At 43.8% G+C, this 18,392-nt stretch carries 8 protein-coding genes; 7 read left to right on the plus strand and 1 reads right to left on the minus strand.

Annotated elements, in window-relative coordinates; all coding sequences use genetic code 11:
• Nucleotides 1–90: 90 nt before the first annotated feature.
• Entirely contained in the window at nucleotides 91–8,976 is an 8,886-nt protein-coding gene (locus DFP82_RS14510; protein ID WP_220034759.1) for a beta strand repeat-containing protein, read from the plus strand.
• 221 nt (nucleotides 8,977–9,197) lie between these two features.
• Here the strand turns inward: DFP82_RS14510 and DFP82_RS14515 are convergent, their stop codons facing one another.
• Nucleotides 9,198–9,935, minus strand: coding sequence for an ATP synthase mitochondrial F1 complex assembly factor 1 (locus tag DFP82_RS14515; protein ID WP_110924436.1), 738 nt, complete (start codon nucleotides 9,933–9,935; stop codon nucleotides 9,198–9,200).
• Between the two features lie 296 nt (nucleotides 9,936–10,231).
• On the opposite strand from DFP82_RS14515, the gene DFP82_RS14520 reads away from it, so the two are divergent.
• The 6 genes from DFP82_RS14520 to DFP82_RS14545 form a co-directional block, all read left to right on the plus strand.
• A complete protein-coding gene (locus DFP82_RS14520; RefSeq protein ID WP_110924437.1) occupies nucleotides 10,232–11,725 on the plus strand; it encodes a TolC family protein in 1,494 nt (497 codons plus the stop codon).
• A 118-nt stretch (nucleotides 11,726–11,843) separates the two neighbouring features.
• On the plus strand, nucleotides 11,844–14,144 hold the full coding sequence (locus tag DFP82_RS14525; protein WP_110924438.1) for a type I secretion system permease/ATPase: 2,301 nt from the start codon (nucleotides 11,844–11,846) through the stop codon (nucleotides 14,142–14,144).
• A complete protein-coding gene (locus DFP82_RS14530; RefSeq protein WP_110924439.1) occupies nucleotides 14,137–15,306 on the plus strand; it encodes a beta-barrel domain-containing protein in 1,170 nt (389 codons plus the stop codon). Before DFP82_RS14525 ends, DFP82_RS14530 begins: the two co-directional genes overlap by 8 nt.
• Nucleotides 15,307–15,762: 456 nt before the next feature.
• Nucleotides 15,763–16,086 carry a hypothetical protein gene (locus DFP82_RS14535; protein WP_110924440.1) on the plus strand — a complete coding sequence of 108 codons (324 nt, stop codon included), beginning with the start codon at nucleotides 15,763–15,765 and terminating at the stop codon, nucleotides 16,084–16,086.
• A gap of 6 nt (nucleotides 16,087–16,092) precedes the next feature.
• A complete protein-coding gene (locus tag DFP82_RS14540; RefSeq protein WP_110924441.1) occupies nucleotides 16,093–16,323 on the plus strand; it encodes a hypothetical protein in 231 nt (76 codons plus the stop codon).
• A gap of 261 nt (nucleotides 16,324–16,584) precedes the next feature.
• Nucleotides 16,585–18,392 (plus strand): Ig-like domain-containing protein (locus DFP82_RS14545; RefSeq protein ID WP_245905748.1); only part of this gene is annotated, 1,808 nt, incomplete at its 3' end.

Here is an 18,392-nt window from a genome sequence, read left to right on the forward strand (position 1 = left end):
GTGAGCATCCCAGCGGGTAGCAGCATCCTGCCAACCTTTACCATCACCCCAAATGACGATGCCATCTATGAAGTCTCAGAAGCGCTGAGCATGAGCATCAGCAATGCGCTCAATGCCAGCATTGGCACCGCCACCGACAGCGCCACCATCTTCGATGAAGACGCGACAGACGGCACCGTCAACGAGGGCGACAAACCGACTGTTAGCATTACTGCCACTGATTCACAGGCGATTGAAGGAGTGGACAATGTCTTGAGCTACACGGTTGAGCAAGATAATGAAAGTAACTTTGACACCACAGTACAAGTTTCTGTTGATTCTAGCAGTGATATAGAAGCATCCGACATTGCTTCGATTACTTATACCAATTCCTCTGGTAACGTAGTGACCATCACTGGTAGTACTGCCATTCAAGCGGTACTTGATGGCACCACGGTGCTTGACGTCAAAGTACCTACAGGCAGTACAGTTGCACCTATTATCACGGTTACCACCAATAATGATGATATTTATGAAAACAGTGAGCAGCTCAGCTTTGTGATCACGAATGCTGACAATGCATACATAGATAGTACTGTTGCTACAGGCACTATCTTAGATGAAGACGCGGCAGATGGTACGCCTCAAGAAGGTGATAAGCCTACGGCGATAGTTACTGGAGACAGTGTGACTGAGGGTAGTGCGCTTGAGTTCACTGTTGATTTAAGCAATGTATCTGAGTCTGTTACCACAGTAGCGCTAACGTTGGCGAATGGTACAGCGGTACTGGGTACAGATACTGGCACGCCTGTCGAAGTAAGCTTAGATGGTGGCAACACTTTCAGCACGGTTACTGTTGCTGTAGATGGCACTTTTAGTGTGGATGTTCCCGCTAATAGCACGGATGGTATCATCGTGCGTGTCCCGACGACGAATGACAATATTGATGAGCCAGATGAAACCATTACACTGACAGCAAGCGCAACCGACCAAGTCACACTAAGCACAGCGACTGGTACCATCATTGACAACGATGATGCGCCTGTTATTTCAATTGTTGGTGCTACTTTAGTAAATGAAGATGCTGGTACGGTCACTTATACCGTTAGCTTAACCAACCCGTCATCAACCGCTGTGACGGTTGATTATGCCACCAGTAATGGAACTGCCACTGCTGGAGCTGATTATGGTGCAAGCTCAGGCACGTTGACCTTTGCACCAGGGGAGGTAACCAAAACGGTAACGGTTGCTATTACTGATGACACTCTGTTTGAAAATTCTGAAAACTATACAATCGCTTTATCCAACGCGTCACTGAATGCCAGTATTGATAGCGCGCAAGCCAGTGTTACGACCGCCATTACTGACAATGATATAGCGCCAACTATCACCATTGAAGATACTGACGCAGCCACAACACCACAAGATAACAGCGTGGTTGAAGGCACAGGTAACACTGTGACTGGCGCTATCAACATCACTAACCCGCAAAGTGTTACGGCTTTAACTATAAATAACACGGATGTGACCACAGCGACTACTGCTAACCCTGTCATTATTAATGGTAGCGAAGGACAACTGGTTATTACTGGTTACAACTCGGCCACAGGCACGCTCACTTATGCATATACTGAAGATGGTAGTGCCGAAACGCATAATACCGCTGGTGACAATGTATTAGACCAGTTTACCGTCAATCTTACCAACACTGCAGGTGGAACTTCATCTGACACGCTAGATATTCGTATCATTGATACAGCACCTGTCGCCAATCCAGACACCAATAGCCTTACTGAAGAAACAGACAAAGTAACGGGTAACGTGCTTACGGCTACTGGCGCCGCTGCGTCAGATGCTGCCGACAGTTTAGGGGCAGACGCCACACTCGTTACGGCTATAGAGTCAGTAACATCTGCTACGGTAGCGGGTACAGTAGGCGGCGGTACACAAGGCGATTATGGTGTGCTTTCGCTCAATGCAGATGGTAGCTACAGTTATGATCTCGATAACGATGCAGCACAGTATCTTGCTGTAGATGAAAGCTTAACCGAAACGTTCAACTACACCATCACAGATGCTGATGGCGATAGTAGTATGACAACGCTCACCATTACGATCAACGGTACTAATGACAGACCTGTCATCACCAACACCGCTAATGGTAATAATATTATTGAAACAGCTGCCGCAATAACCGAGCAGGCTGATGATATTGCTATTACTCGAACTGGTACCATCAGCTTTACGGATGCTGATGACAGTGATGAGCCGACGATTACTGAACTAGCTGCAGAAAACATCTACGTGTATGATCCAAATAATTCGACCTTTACAGAGATCAATCCATTGTCAGCTGCTCAGAAAGCAGCCTTATCAAGCATATTTACTGCAGAAAATGATGCAGGCAGTTTTGAGGCGGGTAACTGGAGTATTGATGCTGCTGCAACGGTTCTTGACTTCCTTCCTGAAGGAGAAACCATCACTATTCGTTACGCTGTACAAGTTAACGATAATGAAGGTGTTACTACAGCTGCTGATGGTAACGAAATCAGCACTAGTGAAATTCGCTACGTTGAAGTGACCATTATTGGTACCAATGATGGTATTGCACTCGTTAACGACACTAAAACGGTTAAGGAAGATGTCACATTAACTGGTAATATTTTCGATAATGATATCGACGATGTTGACCTCGGAGAAACGCTGACCGTAGAGAGTTATGAGGTTAATGGTACAACAGTTTCAGTCACAGCAGGAACTAATGCTGCAACGGACGTTACAATAGATGGAAACACAATAGGTCAGCTCACAGTCAACAGTGATGGTAGCTATACCTTTGTACCAACGGCAAATTATAGTGGTACTGTTCCAACCATTACCGCTAACGTATCGAACGGTTTACCAGTAGGTGATGCCAGTCGATCTGCAGATTCTGAGACTCTTGATATTACCGTTACTCCAGTTTCAGATAGGCCTACGCTGTCTAGTGTTTCAGTAACGACTAATGAAGACACAACTGTGGCACTAGGGTTAACAGCACCAATTATTTCAGACAGCGTTGATCTTACCAGTAATACAGATGATAGCTCAGAACGTATTGGATTGATCACCTTGAGGAGCGTTCCTACTGGTGTTACTTTGAACTATGGCAGCAGTAGCATTACTGCATCAGGCGGTAATATCACTATTTTGCTTAGTGATGCTAATGTCATTAGCAGTGTTGGTACACCAACCATTAACATGACTACTGCTGAGTTTGAAGCGATGACGCTAACCCCACCTACAGATAGTGCCACTAATATCTCGTTTAGAATGTCTGTTACTGAGTATGAGGTCGATAGTACGGGTGCTATCGTCTCAGGGGTAGCAGGGGTTACTGCCAATATGACCATTAGTGTCAACGTACAAGCAGTAACCGATAGCAGTAACAATAATGGCACTGGCGATGATGTCAGTACCTTTGGCTATACGACAGTGGTAGGTGATACCGGGGTTGTGGCTGGTAGTGCTTATACTATTAGTGCTAAAGAAGGCGAGTATATTAACTTGCCAATCATTACTGCATTTGGTGATTTGGTGTCAGCAGGTAATAGTAGTACAGAAACCTATGGATTCGTTATTAGCGGCTTACAGCCAGATGCTGTTGTCTCATTCACACCTGCTGGTAGCAGTACGGCGACTGAGTATACTGTTGATAGTAATGGTCAGGTATTACTTGGTGTGGATTCTGCGTCACCTACCTCTACTACGTTGGCTGTGAGTGGTAGCTCAGAGCCGAAGATCAGTATTAAGTCAGCCATCTATAATTCACTCGATATGGACAATATTACTGTATCGTTATATACCCAAGACCACGATGCTGATTCGACCCCAGCAAACAAAACGGTTGAGCTAATCAGTACGGTGACGGTTGATATGACAGTAACACCTGTTGCTGGCCAAGTGACTGCAAATAACGTTAGCACTACTGAAGACACAGCAATCACGCTTGATGAGTTTAATTTTGCAGTACTTGATGACGAAGATGGTAGCTCAGCCGTTGCCGAAGTCATCACTGCGATCCAGTTTACCTTGCCAGAAGGTTGGACTTATAGCGATGGTACCACTGAGACAGTAGGTGCGAGTGGCGGTACCCTTATCGTCATTACAGATACCTCTAATCTAAGTGGTTTATCGCTTACGCCGTTGGCGCAATCTTCAACAGATACTGACATTGTTTTTGAGGTAACTAGTGCCGATTTGGATGATGACGGAGGTTTAGGGGCTTCTATTAGTGCAACAACTGAATTGACCCAAACTGTAACAATCACGCCTGTTGCTGAAGTTGTCGGTAGCGATATGGATGGTGATAGCACAATTGACCTAACCATCAATCCGGACCATGTATACACAACAGCGGCGCAAGAAGATGCGGCCTTTAACTTGGGTACTGATGGTGCGTTTAACCTAATAGATGGCTGGTCTAATCAAGATGATTCAATCGATTTTGGAACAGAAAGCCATACCACTGATGCTAATGATTCTGAGCAAACAGAAGCTCACCTAACGTTTGGTAACAAAGATGGCAGTACTTTTACTGCTATCGAAGGGGCTGTGTTTACTTATATTGATAGTGCAGGTGTTACGGTTAGTCTGACTGATAGCGGTAGTGGTGTGGATATTCCAGCGGCTTACCTCAATAGCGTAACGGTTACACCGCCTGATGATTATAGCGAATACAATGTTGCGTCCTCTGCTACTACAGCGGTTAAGGTAGAAGCTGTTACTACTGATTATGATGAAGATACCGGTAGTAGTGTGACAGCAACCAGTGGTGAGAGCTACCTGACCTTTACCGTAGAAGGGGTTGCAGATGTTGTCTCGTTGGGCGTTGATCCTGCAACCGGTTTTGAAGATCAAGCAATCGTCGGTAAGAATGAACGTGATGGTACAGTTATGCCAGCTGTTGTCACTCCTGAAGATGGCATTAAGCTAAATATTCGCCCAAGCTCGCGTGATAACGATGGATCAGAAGTTTATAATGTGACTATCGATGATATTCCAGCAGGCGCGCAGCTGTATGTTGATGATAATGGCACCGTAACGCTGTTAGATACTAGCAGTGGTTCAGTGACAATATCAGATTATACCAATGTAGTAGACAATTTATACTTTGTCTCAGCTGAAAACTTTGGTGGTACTGTCAACTTGAAAGTATCTGCAGTGAGTGTGGAAAGTGACGGCAATACCAGCGCGTCTAGTGCGGTACTGAACTTGCCTATTCGTGTTTTCGGTCAAGCGGATCTTATCTTAAATGATGAACTGGCAACCGTTGATGTCAATGGTAAAGCTTACACCTATACTATCGCAGAAGACATACTAGATACCAATAACCTGATAGCGTTATCAGAGTTTTTCTCTGATGCTGCTGCGATTACGCCGTATGACGTTGATATTCCAGCGGCAGAGCAAGTCACTTATAAAGTGACAGGTGTTCCGGTTGGGTTTGATATAACAGGCGCAGTTTTCTTAGGTGGTAGTGGTGAGACTCGTAGCTGGTCTGTGTCTTTAGAGGCTTTACAGGATGGTACAGCTCAACTGGTCACTCCGGATAACTTTGCTGGTGAGATAGACTTTACGATTACTGGTACAACGACTGAAGTTGTCTCTGGTAATAGTGCCACGCATGATACTCAAAGCATATCCATCGTGGTTACGCCTGATGCAGCCGATGGTGTGGTCAATGATCCACAAGTGCTAGCAGTCGAAGATACCTGGACGACTGTTAACTTCCTCGCTGCTTTCACCAGTAGTGATACCACAAACTCAGCCGATAGTGCTATTGGTTATGAAGCACTAGAAACCATCATACTAGATGCTAAGGTTTTAATAGATGCAGACATCGCGTTGCGTGTTGATAATGTTGAGGTCACGCTAGTAGACGGCGAAATCTATACCTATGATGCAGATCAAGTCATCGAAATCATGTACGATGATGACAAGCGTCATAGTGATGATAATGTCAGCATACCTTTTGATTATACGTATACCGACACGGCTACATTAACAGATGGTTCAACCATCACCACAACGTCATCAGTCATTACTGGCAAAACAGTAGATGTCACTTTCCAAGCAGTGACTGATGCTCCTAGCATTAATTTAAATGTAACCGACAACACCATCGTTATTAGTAGTGCTAATGATAACAATAGTGCCAGTGTGATTGTTTCATTGTCGTCAGATGATCAAGATGGCTCAGAGTCATTTACGCGTTTGGAAATAACAGATGTGCCTGCTGGTATTATCGTAGAGGGTGGTATCTTATCAGGTGGTACGTGGTATGTGGATGTACCAGATACAGCGATCACTGATACCGCATCAACCTATACGCTTGTACTCACCCGTGATCCAAATACCGCCGATACTCCTATAGGTGATATCACAGTTACCGTTACTGGTATTACTCAAGATATTAACGGAGTAGGCTTGAGCGGTAGTGAAGCACGTGTATCTAATACCTTTGTGCTCAATTTAGATAGAGATGGTACAGGTGAGAATCCTATCGATCCTGATTTGATTGCGACGCTTGAGACTGTACCGCCACTGTCTCAGACAGAAGATGGTACTGTTATATTGTCTGATGTGATAAACGCGACACTTAAAGCGGCTACAGAAACCACGGTAAGCTCTTACACTTTCTCATTAACTGATTTACCCGATGGTGTCTTGTTGAGCAGTACAAACGCAGCGGTCACGGTGCAAAAAATCGGCGGTCAATGGTTAATAAGTGTTGATAATGCTAATGGTCTAACACCCAATGAGGCGCTAGCTGCTGTGACGTTGACACCACCTGCAGACTTCAGCACCAATGATACTTCTGATGTTAATCAGAACCTGAATTTTGGGGTAGAGTTTACAGCCTTGAACAATCAAGGGTTGGAAACCAGTGCTGATATCGATGTCAGTGTCGAAATTAAACCCGTCACAGACCCAATCAATAACGATGGCGAGACGACAACGGTTTCAACAGATGAAGACACCTCTGTCGCTATTAATATCAATTTGACCAATGATGCCGATGGTGACTATGTTTCTCTCGTCGATGGTAAGCTTTATTTGCAACTCGATGAGACTGGCCTAACCAATGTTAATAGCACCACTGGTGTATTGACTGACAGTACTGGCACGGCATTAGTTGCCGTTACTTTAGCAGATGGAGAGGTAGGTAGTATTCCGGCTGGTACGTATTACGTGGTAGATGTCGCAGACACAGACGCCACCATTGATGGTGTGAATCCTGCTGATAGCATCACCGTTAACTATACCCCTGCCGCCAACGAAGACGGCACGGCTATTGTCAAGGTCTATACAACGCATACAGAGGTCAATAATATCAGTGGCCATGACAGCGGGACACTAACCTATGAGCACAGCTATGACATTACGGTTGCGGCGCAGCCTGACAACTTGGCAATCACTTATGATGGTGTAGATGCAATAGCTATTGGTGATGAAGATACCAAAATTGCGATAGATTACAAAATAAATGCTGTTGATGAAGATGATACGGCTGCTGCGATTACGATTGATGAAGTGCCTAATGGTTATTTGGTGTATTACACCAATACATCCGGCGACGTGGTGCTAGCCAGCAATAATGGTGACTCAGATGGCAATGGCAACAATGCATGGTCAATTGACACCAGTAAACTGGCAAATGTTAATAGCGGTGCCACAGGTGAGACGGATAATATCTTTATTGCACCTCCTGCCGATGTCAGTGGAGTCGTTACTGGTATTGAGATGGCAGTAATTAATAATAGCGGTATGGCCAGTGATCCGCTGATTATAGATCTTGATGTGACGCCTGTTGCTGACGATATCACATTTAATCCATCTACTTTACTGGGGTCACAAGGACAATGGACCACACTAAACCTGAATGCCGACATGGTAGATGTGGATGGTAGTGAAACGGTTAGTATTATCGTTTCTGGTGCTAGCCTGTATGGTGATGTACTAGAACTCACGACCAGCGATGGCACTGCGCTTGATGTAACATGGACGGCGCCTAGTGGGACAGAGCCAGGATTTTATGTGATATCAGGCGTTCCATATACAAGCGTCAATAGCTTACGTGTGAGGTCAGCGACCTCTTATATTGGGTCTTTGGATATCACCTTGCAAACAGTCGAAACTGCGAATGGTGATACTTTCACTACAGCAACAGGTACGATCCAGATTGATGTAAAACCGACGTTAGTCTTCAATGGCACCACCGAAGATGATGTATTGATTTCAGTCAATCAAACGGCAGCGCTCAAATATTCTGGTGGTGCTGGCAATGACACCTTTATCGGTGGTAGCGGTAAAGATACTCTAAATGGCGATGCCGGAGATGATACCTTGACGGGTAACGCCGGTAACGACACGATTAATGGTGGTGAAGGCAATGACACCATCAGTGGCGGTCTAGGTAACGATATCCTCAGCGGTGGTGCTGGTGTGGATACTATTGACGGTGGTGAAGGTAATGATACTATTAATGGCGGTGCAGGTGATGATGTTATTAATGGTGGTGAAGGGAATGACACGATCAGTGGCGGTGCAGATGCTGATACGATAGATGGCGGTGCGGGTAATGACACCATCGTGTTTGATGCTGCTGACACAGTCATAAATGGTGGCGATGGCAGTGACACACTCCTGATTACTGATACCAGTATAAATTTTGGTAGCTTTGACTCATCAGTGCTTGATAACTTTGAAGTTCTCGATATAACAGGCAATGGCGCGCAATCATTGACCAATCTGAGCACTAGTGATGTCATTAACGTGACCGATAGCAATAATCAGCTATTCGTCAGTGGTGATAATAACGATCAAATATCATTAACATCGCAGTTTGTGAAGCAGCAAACGTCAGATCAAGCTGGATATAACCTGTATCAAAGTACGACGGACTCAAGCGTTGCACTATATATTGATACAGATATCACTACGACGGTAATCTAGTTGCACTGATTAACAGGCACTTGTTTGAATATCTATTCGTTAACTAAATGTAAAAAAGCTATAATTAATTATGGCTTTTTTATTATGCTGTGTTTGATATCGTTGGTTAGAGGGAGTCTGGACTAGATATAAGGCAACTGATTACAAGTGATATATTAGTGTGATTGGCGAGGCGAGTTTAACACCGCAGTGGTTTTATTGTGGACAGGCTATATCTGTTATTACTTAGTAAGCGGTTTGATAGGCGTAATAGGATAGTCACTATTGGAAGGTGGTGAGGTAGTATCCGTTTTACTCTGAGGCCGTTGCTCAGAGGTTACGGCCGCTGGCTTTGGTACAGAATTGGGTATCGGCTGCGAGCCTAACGTATTTGTTCGCTGTTGTTCGATCTGCTGTTGATTACGTTTTTTGACTTCGTCAATGAGTTTGGCCATTTGCTCGCTGTCTTTATCGATCTCTGTATCTAACGATTCATACTCCTTGGTTTTTTTGAGCCTGTATTCAGGTGTGCTGTCTTGATTGTCTATAGTGGATTTTAGGCGAGTTTGATTCTCGTCAGAGAGTGCTTGTTCTGCTCTCAAGTTGTCATTAGTTTTTGGTGTATTATTTTGAGTCGATGATGGTTTTTTTATAGCAGCCGTGTTTTTAGTAGCGGTACTTTTAGTAGCGACATTATTGTTGGTGACGGCTGCCGTTTTAGCGTTTTCCTTAGTATCGGCTGTTACTGTTTCATCAGATGCTGATAAGGGTGGTTTTTCGATTGTTTCTACGATAGATAGCGACTCTGAAGACTCAAGTGCAGATGTTGAGTCAGTCGATTTTGAGGTGTTGTCATCAAAAACAGTGAAGTAGATGATGATAGCTATCACAATGTGTAGCAGCACAGCCAACACAATAGCGAGCATTGATCTGTCTTTTGGTTTGGTAGGCGGGGTAGGTGATGGCAAGCGTTGTGTCATGGTTTTTGATCCCCACATTGAAACTAAATATTGGACATTAGTTAATTTTTTCTAAAGTATTATTGTCAGATGTTTTTAAAATTATAGATACTATAGAGACGTGTTCAATAAATATGATGGTTTAGTTATCTATAGACATGGTATAAACTACAGCGTAGTGATAGCAATAATACTTAGCAAATAATGACAGACTTCCGCTTGTAAAGCATTGCAATTCTTTATTTTATTAAAGTAGGACTGAGCCAAACTAAATGAAAGTTTATTATTACGACCCATTGAAAAGAGGGCTGCCCCATATGGTAGTTGTGGCAATACGTAGGTACTATGGCGTGGCATTTAGTCTGTTGCTAATGTCTCTATCGAGTGCAGCATTCGCAGCAGAATCTGATGGTTACATGAATACGCTTATTAGCCAAGCCATTCAGACCCACCCTTTAGTTGGTTCAGCACGTGCAGAGCAACAAGCAACCACAGAGAGTATACGCGCAGCGAAGCTCAATATGTTGCCCGAGCCCAGCGTTTCATCAGGTTATGATAACGACGATGGCCAGATATCGCAGTTACAAATACGCCAGTCATTATGGACTGGAGGCAAGCTGACTGCCGATATTAACCAAGCGATATTTGATGACAAGGCGGCAACGGAGACTGTCTACGAAAAACAAAATGAAGTTGCCAAGACTACGATTGAGGCATGGCAAAGCTATATGACAGCTGTCTCTCAACAGCAGGTCTATTATGACAATCTGCAGTTGTTGGCAGAGTTTGAAGAAATGATGAAACGCCGTGTGAGTCAAGGTGTTTCAGCCCGTATCGACATGGATTTGGTGGCTAACCGTATTTTACAGGAGCAGAATTCCTATCAAGGTACGGTTGAGCAGCAGCGTATCGCCATTGCCAGACTAGAACAAATTACGGGTCGTAGAATATCGCCAACAGAACTGCCTGCACAGAATTTAACGGAGCTCGTTAGTCGTGCCAAAAGCTATTCGCAAGATTTTGAAAAAATGGCCTTCGATCAAGCCAGCTTTTATAATCCTACAGTTGTCAAAGAGCAATATCAAGTCGAAGCGGCCAAACAAGGGGTCAAGTCACAGCAAGCCTCTAGCTATCCGACACTGTATGCGCAATATGCGTATGACTATTATCATGAAGATGATAGCAATAGTGAAGGTGCGTTTTCAGTCGGGCTAAGCTACAATCCTGGCGCAGGATTTTCTAGCTTGGCATTAGCAAGGGCATCAGCTTCTCGGGTAAATAGTTTAGAGCAGTCAAAAGAGGCGTCAAGGCGTCTCGTGCTCGAAACCATACAGACGCAATATCAGCAATTCGCCAGTGCAAAAGATCAAGAGCGTTCATTGATTGCAGCCGTTGCAGGCGCACAGATTGTTGTCAGCTCTTATCGTCGTCAGTTCATTGCGGGTCGAAAATCTTGGCTAGAAGTCCTCAACGCGGTACGTGAGCATTCGCAATATCAAGCACAGCTGGTTGAGATTCAAACCTCTATTATCGCCGCTTACTATAAGCTACAAGTTGATTTCGGTCTGATGTCTTGGCAACAGTATGGCAAGAGCCGTGAGTCACAATCGCTATATAGACCTCTAGATCCTGTCAAGAACTGGCTAAAGAGTCAAGAGAGTACAACGCCGCGAACAGAGAGCTCTGTTACACAGCCTATCATTATGAAAGATAAAGACATGGTGACGTATCCTATTGACGATTCTTATGATGCCTATGATTATCCTAGTAGCAGCGGTAGTAATACAGGGCTGCTAACTGATATTCCATAAGCGGCTGGCAAGCCACCTATTCATATTCATAAGCCATCATAGACAATCATTTTTACGCATTCGTTTTACGTATTGTTTCATTATTTATTATTAGTTTAATCCATGGGATATATTTATCATGAGCACACCGGTTCCAGCTTCTAATGACAAAACATCGGATAGTGAGCTGATGGCAGATGCTACAACACAACTATCGATAACAACGCCCAATGACCCGCTAGATACACATGCATTATCGTTGGCAGACGCATTACGTACCTTGCTAACAGAGCAAGGCTATCCTATTGATAATGTAAGATTGCAAGGTGTTATCTATCAGCAGACGAGCGTATCAACGCTTGCAGATATTATTCAAGTATTAGGACAGTTAGGTATTGAGCAATTACCTGAGTCTCTACCCGTACCCGACGCCGCGTTTTTGCCACTATTGGCCCTGCACCCCACACAAGGTTGGGGTATCATTCAGCAACTTAATCCGCAAGGAAAATGGGATTTTAAGCAGTTTGATAATGTCACCGCACATGCAGGGACTGATTTTGTGCATTCGTTGCGGGTTCGTTTAGAGGAAGAGCCTAGCAAACGCAAACAATCCTCATTTGATCAGCTACTCAAAAAAGACCTCAAAAACTACCGCGGTATCATCGTCGAAGCAGTGGTCGCCTCATTTTTGATTAACATGCTGGCGCTCGCTGTGTCGCTGTTTTCCATGCAGGTCTATGACCGAGTGATTCCGACGCGTAGTGAGTACACCCTAATTATCTTGGCAAGCGGTGTAGGACTGGTCATCTTATTCGAAACGTTTATGAAGTTTGCACGCTCAAAGATTATGGATAAAGTGGTGGTCAATCTTGATCAGTACTTGTCACGTGAGGTATTTCAGCGCTTATTAAATGTACGTATTGATCAGATGCCAGGATCGGTCGGCTCGATGGCGGCGCAGCTTCGTGGCTACGAACAAGTCCGAGGGTTTTATACCGCCAGTACTTTGTTTGGTCTCGTTGATATACCGATGTCCATTATTTTTGTATCTTTGATTGTCGTGATCGGTAATCCGTTAGTGGCTTTGGTGCCTATCATAGCGGCAATAATAGCCATTATATTGGGTTTGAGTGCCCGCAAAAAAATCGACAGTATCGCATCGATTGGTGCATCAGCCTCTTATCGTAAGACAGGTATTTTGGTTGAGACGGTAGAGGGTGTTGAGACCATTAAGGCAGGCGCAGGCAATTGGAAGTTTCTGTCGCGCTGGCTAGATGTGATGAATATCACGACCAAAAACGATCTAGATATGAAGCATGCTAACGATAATCTCAGTTATTTATCGCAGATGATTCAGCAGACCAGTTATGTCGGCATCGTCATTGTTGGCTCATTTGTAGTGATGTCTGGTGACATGACGATGGGTGGCTTGATAGCGTGTTCTATTTTGGGCGGGCGTATTTTAGCACCAGTCATGAGCATCCCAGGATTGTTAGTGCAAGCCTCACATGCCAAAGCAGCTAAGCTTAATATTGAGCAGCTGTTTTCACTGCAGCAGGACAACCATGGTGTCAGTCATCCACTGTCACCTAGCCGGATTGCTGGTAACTTTATTCTAGATAAAGTCACCTTTAACTATCAAAATAATGACCAACCAGCACTGGCTATCAATAAGCTTAATGTCAAAGCAGGCGAGCGAATTGCCGTACTCGGGCCAATTGGTTCTGGTAAATCAACGCTGCTCAAAGTGCTATCAGGATTATATGCGCCAACGCAGGGTCGTATATTGTTAGATGGTCTGGATATCCAGCAGATTAGTCGTGAGTCAATGAGTGAGCAGTTAGGCTACCTACAACAAGACCACAGGCTATTTGAAGGCACATTGCGCGAAAACCTGTTGATTGGACTGCCTGCACCTAGCGATGATGTCATGCGTGATGCTCTTATCAAAACGGGTTTGATAAAACTCGTGGCCAGTCATTCTAGTGGTTTAGATTTACCGATTAGTGAAGGTGGTAAAGGATTGTCAGGAGGGCAAAAGCAATTGGTTGCCTTTACTCGCTTGCTGCTAACCAAACCTTCTATATTACTCATGGATGAGCCAACCGCATCGATGGACAACCGCCAAGAGTTACAGTGTATTGATGTCCTCAAAAAAGAGTTCGGAGATGAGCAGACTTTGATTGTCGCTACTCATAAAATGCCTCTGTTACAGTTGGTTGATCGCATCATTATTATGGACAATCAACAAATCGTTATGGATGGCCCCAAAGCACAAGTGTTAGAAAAATTACAAGGCAACGATACACAGCAAAAAGCAAATCAAACCTCCATTAAAGTCAGTAAACCTAAAGTGACAGTCATTAGTAATAAAAAGACGTCAGCGAACGGTAATGACAATAGCGATAACAGCGACAATCTAGGAAACGACCATGAATAACTATCAGCATAAAACTCATGATCCGAAAGTTGGGCGCACACGCATTATTATTTGGGGCGCCTTACTCGGAATTTTGGTGTTGATTGTCTGGGCATACTTTGCTCAAATCGATCAAGTAACCAGAGCTTCTGCTACGGTCATTGCTAGCGCTCGTACGCAAGACATTCAAGCAGCTGAAGGTGGCGTGCTGACTGATATATTAGTCAAAGAAGGCGAAGAAGTTGAGAAAGGTCAGCTGCTAGTCAGACTGGAAGAAGAGCGCGCACAAGCAGCAGTGGCCAACTCAGGATCAAAAATAGCCGCATTAAAAGCGAAAATAGCACGATTAGAAGCTGAAATATTTGAACGACCACTGGTTTTCCCAGAGGGTATCAAAAATTATAGCGAATATATCGAAAACCAAACGCAGCTATATAATCGTCGTCGCCAAGCGATTGATCAAGATGTTAACTCATTACAGAGAATGATGGTACTGGCACAACAAGAACTGAGTATGAATGAGCCGTTGTTAGCTTATGGTGATGTCAGTCAAGCGGATGTGATTAAGTTGCGCCGGCAAGTTGCTGAGATTCAGGCGCAGATTACCAATAAGCGTAATAAGTACTTTGAGGAAGCGCAGTCAGAGATGACTAAGTCGCAAGAAGAGCTGGATGTTGAGCTTGAGCAGTTGCGCGATCATTCACAAGTACTAGAAGAGAAAAACCTATTCGCTCCTACAGATGGTAAGGTCAATAATATTCTTATTACCACTATTGGTGGTGTTGTGAAGCCCGGTGAGATTATCATGGAGATACTACCAACCAGTAGTGATCTTATCGTTGAGGCAAAGGTAAGTCCGGCAGACATTGCTTATGTTAAAGAGCAACAGGCTGCTAGTGTCAAGCTAGATGCTTATGACTACTCTATCTTTGGTGCAATGAATGGTAATGTGATCTATATCAGTCCTGATACTCTAATGGAGCAGACGCCTAAAGGGGAAGAACCTTATTATCGCGTGCAGATAAAAATCACAGGTGCTGAGTTTGCCGGTCGCCGTGAAGAGATTGTGATTAAACCAGGTATGACGGCTTCCGTTGATATCAAAGCGCAAGAGCGCTCTGTATTGTCTTATCTGACCAAACCTATTACCAAGACGTTCTCAGAGGGCTTAGGCGAGCGTTAAGAGCCGTTATAGATAAATCTCAATCTAATAAAGTACTTGTCTCATCTAAAAGCTACGATACCAACGTGTATCGTAGCTTTTTTTTGTATTCAAAACCTCTCAAGACATCTTTATTTTTTAATATTGCTAATTGCTAATTGCTAATTGCTAATTGCTAATTGCTAATGAAAAGAAATGTAATAATTAATCCTATGCCAGATGTTGTCTTTATTGCAGCTCTATTATATATTTATATAGAAACTGTTTATTTATGATTTATTTATATTTGAATATATCTATCGCTAATAGAAATTAATATTTAATGTAATATTTTGTTAATTAATTTATGTATAAGAATGATTGTTCTAAAAATATTTCGCATTATTTTATAATCCTATTTTATGGATATAATAATGATATTTATTCTCATTAAAAAATGTATATTTAGTAATTTCTATTTAATAAGGAGAGAATGCTATGGAAAGAAGAACAATATTATTATCGGTTGCATTCTTTGTAACTCTCGGCCTAACAGGCTGTCAGACCATAAAAGAAAATCAGAAATCAATGCTCTCTAATAGTAAGATCAAAACCAATTTAAAAACTCCTTACCAATTATTTCAAGTAATGCCTGATGATTCCTTAAAAGAAATGGAAAGTAGAATCGTCTTTTTCCGCAATGCAAAGAATAACGACCCATTAAGCAATATCAATCCAAGTAATATAAATATAAGCATGGGACCTAATAAGGTATTTCAAGTGAGCCTGACAAACGGACACTATTCAGATCTTAGGGTATGAAACGGTTTGCAGCTTATTAATGCCAAAGTGTTAAATGAACAAACTGGCAAAATCACTGCTTACTCTAAACAGTATCAACTTGATCCCCAAACGACAACTTATCTACAAGTTGCTGCGTCAAAAGAGAGTGGTCCTATCATCCATAAAATTCCAACTGATGAAGAATTACTACTTTTGAAGAAGAGTACTCGTCAAACCCATCAGATTAGCCGAGTGTTATCAGATTGTGATATTTAGAATTTAGCACCGATAAAAATACATTTAGCTGTTTGTTGAAAGTAAACAAACAAATAAAAAATAATTATAATCTATATTTTTTAAAACCATTTTTCTGTAGTGGATTTATATGGAATAGAAGCTGCTTTATAGATATAAGGCAGAAAATAGATACATTAAAAAATACATAGCGCTGTTTATATATTTGAAAAAACGAATAAATAGAAAATCGCGATTTTATATTGATATTTCTTTGACTTAGAATTAATTAAGGATGATGTTATGAATACGATAGTTGTCAAAGTAAGTGACCAAATACAAACCATTTCTGAGCACAAAGTTATTACGCAGGACGGCAAAACTACAATAATAAAAGCCACCGATAAAGTGAACTACGAACTTCTTGACGAATCAACGGGGTATGCCCCACATGATGTTGTGACTAAGCGAGTAAATAACGATCTTCACGTTTCTTTTGAAGAAAATAGCGAAAACGCCGACCTTATCATGGAAGGGTTTTATGATGATATTGATAGTGCGCTTATGGGTATCGCTGAAGATGGTAATTACTACTATTACGTACCCAATACTGGTGCAGTAGCAGATTTCGTCACTGAATTGCAATTGGGTGAAGTACAGGGTCAAGCGTTGGGTGGAGAGGGATATGCTACGCCTTGGTGGGTAGGTGCGACAGAATTTGAAGGTTTTGGTGCATTACCATGGCTAGCTGGATTGGCGGGTCTTGGATTAGCAGGCGCAGCACTTTCTGGTGGCGGTTCTGGCGGTGATTCTAGTACTGGCGACACCACTGCACCAGCTGCGCCAATCATTGATGCGATCACAGGCGACGATATTGTTAATGGCACTGAAGCTGCTGCAGGATTTACCATCACAGGTACTGGTACAGCAGGTGACACCATCACCTTAACCAGTGAAGCAGGCGATCCAATAGGGTCGCCAGTGACCGTTGGTACAGATGGCACGTGGAGTATGGCTGTGACTCAAGCAGACGTCACTGCAATGGGTGAAGGCGCAGAGCAACTAACCGTGACTGCAACCGATCCTGCTGGTAACGTTAGTCCCCCTGCGATCAAAGACATCAATGTGGATACTGTGGCTCCAGATGCACCAACTATTGAAATTAATGAAAATGGTACTGAGATTGTTGGTATAGGCGAACCTAATTCAACTATTACAATCGATACTAATGGTGATGGTGTACCTGATTACACTGCTGAAGTAGACAACAATGGTGACTATGTCATTGATACTAGCGAAACACCATTAATTGATGGCGAAACAGTAACAGCAATGGTTATTGATTCTGCAGGTAATGAGAGTGATTCAATTAGCATAACTGCACCAGAAATAGCTGACGCCGATGCTGACGCCGATGCTGACGCCGATGCTGACGCCGATGCTGACGCCGATGCTGACGCCGATGCTGACGCCGATGCTGACGCCGATGCTGACGCCGATGCTGACGCCGATGCTGACGCCGATGCTGACGCCGATGCTGACGCCGACGCTGACGCCGATGCTGACGCCGATGCTGACGCTGACGCTGACGCTGACGCTGACGCCGATGCTGACGCCGATGCTGACGCCGATGCTGACGCCGATGCTGACGCCGATGCTGACGCCGATGCTGACGCCGATGCCGATGCCGATGCTGACGCTGACGCTGACGCTGACGCTGACGCTGACGCCCCAATCATCGATGCTGTTACAGGCGACGACATCGTTAATGGAACTGAATCTGAAGCTGGCTTTAACGTGACCGGCACCGGCACTGCAGGTGACACCATCACCTTAACCAATGAAGCGGGTATTCAGATCGGTCAACCTGCAATAGTTGATATCGATGGTAATTGGAGTGTGGCAGTGGTTGCTGCTGATGTGGCGGCCATGGGCGAAGGGGCAGAGAAACTAACCGCCACGGTAACCGACCCTGCTAATAACTTCAGTACTCCTGCGACCAAAAACATCAGTGTAGACAGCACGGCACCAACGGCGCCAGTGATTGACACCTTTGACGGCACGATCGTCGTAGGAACTGCCGAAGCGGGCAGCACCGTTGACATCTTAGA

This window comes from Psychrobacter fozii (assembly GCF_003217155.1).
GTDB classification, from domain to species: Bacteria; Pseudomonadota; Gammaproteobacteria; order Pseudomonadales; family Moraxellaceae; genus Psychrobacter; species Psychrobacter fozii.

What these genes read in the sequence shown, in the direction of transcription:
- DFP82_RS14510 (WP_220034759.1), top strand. Translation starts at nt 91, where the DNA reads ATGAGCATCAGCAATGCGCTCAATGCCAGCATTGGCACCGCCACCGAC.
- DFP82_RS14515 (WP_110924436.1), bottom strand. Translation starts at nt 9,935, where the DNA reads ATGACACAACGCTTGCCATCACCTACCCCGCCTACCAAACCAAAAGAC.
- DFP82_RS14520 (WP_110924437.1), top strand. Translation starts at nt 10,232, where the DNA reads ATGGTAGTTGTGGCAATACGTAGGTACTATGGCGTGGCATTTAGTCTG.
- DFP82_RS14525 (WP_110924438.1), top strand. Translation starts at nt 11,844, where the DNA reads ATGAGCACACCGGTTCCAGCTTCTAATGACAAAACATCGGATAGTGAG.
- DFP82_RS14530 (WP_110924439.1), top strand. Translation starts at nt 14,137, where the DNA reads ATGAATAACTATCAGCATAAAACTCATGATCCGAAAGTTGGGCGCACA.
- DFP82_RS14535 (WP_110924440.1), top strand. Translation starts at nt 15,763, where the DNA reads ATGGAAAGAAGAACAATATTATTATCGGTTGCATTCTTTGTAACTCTC.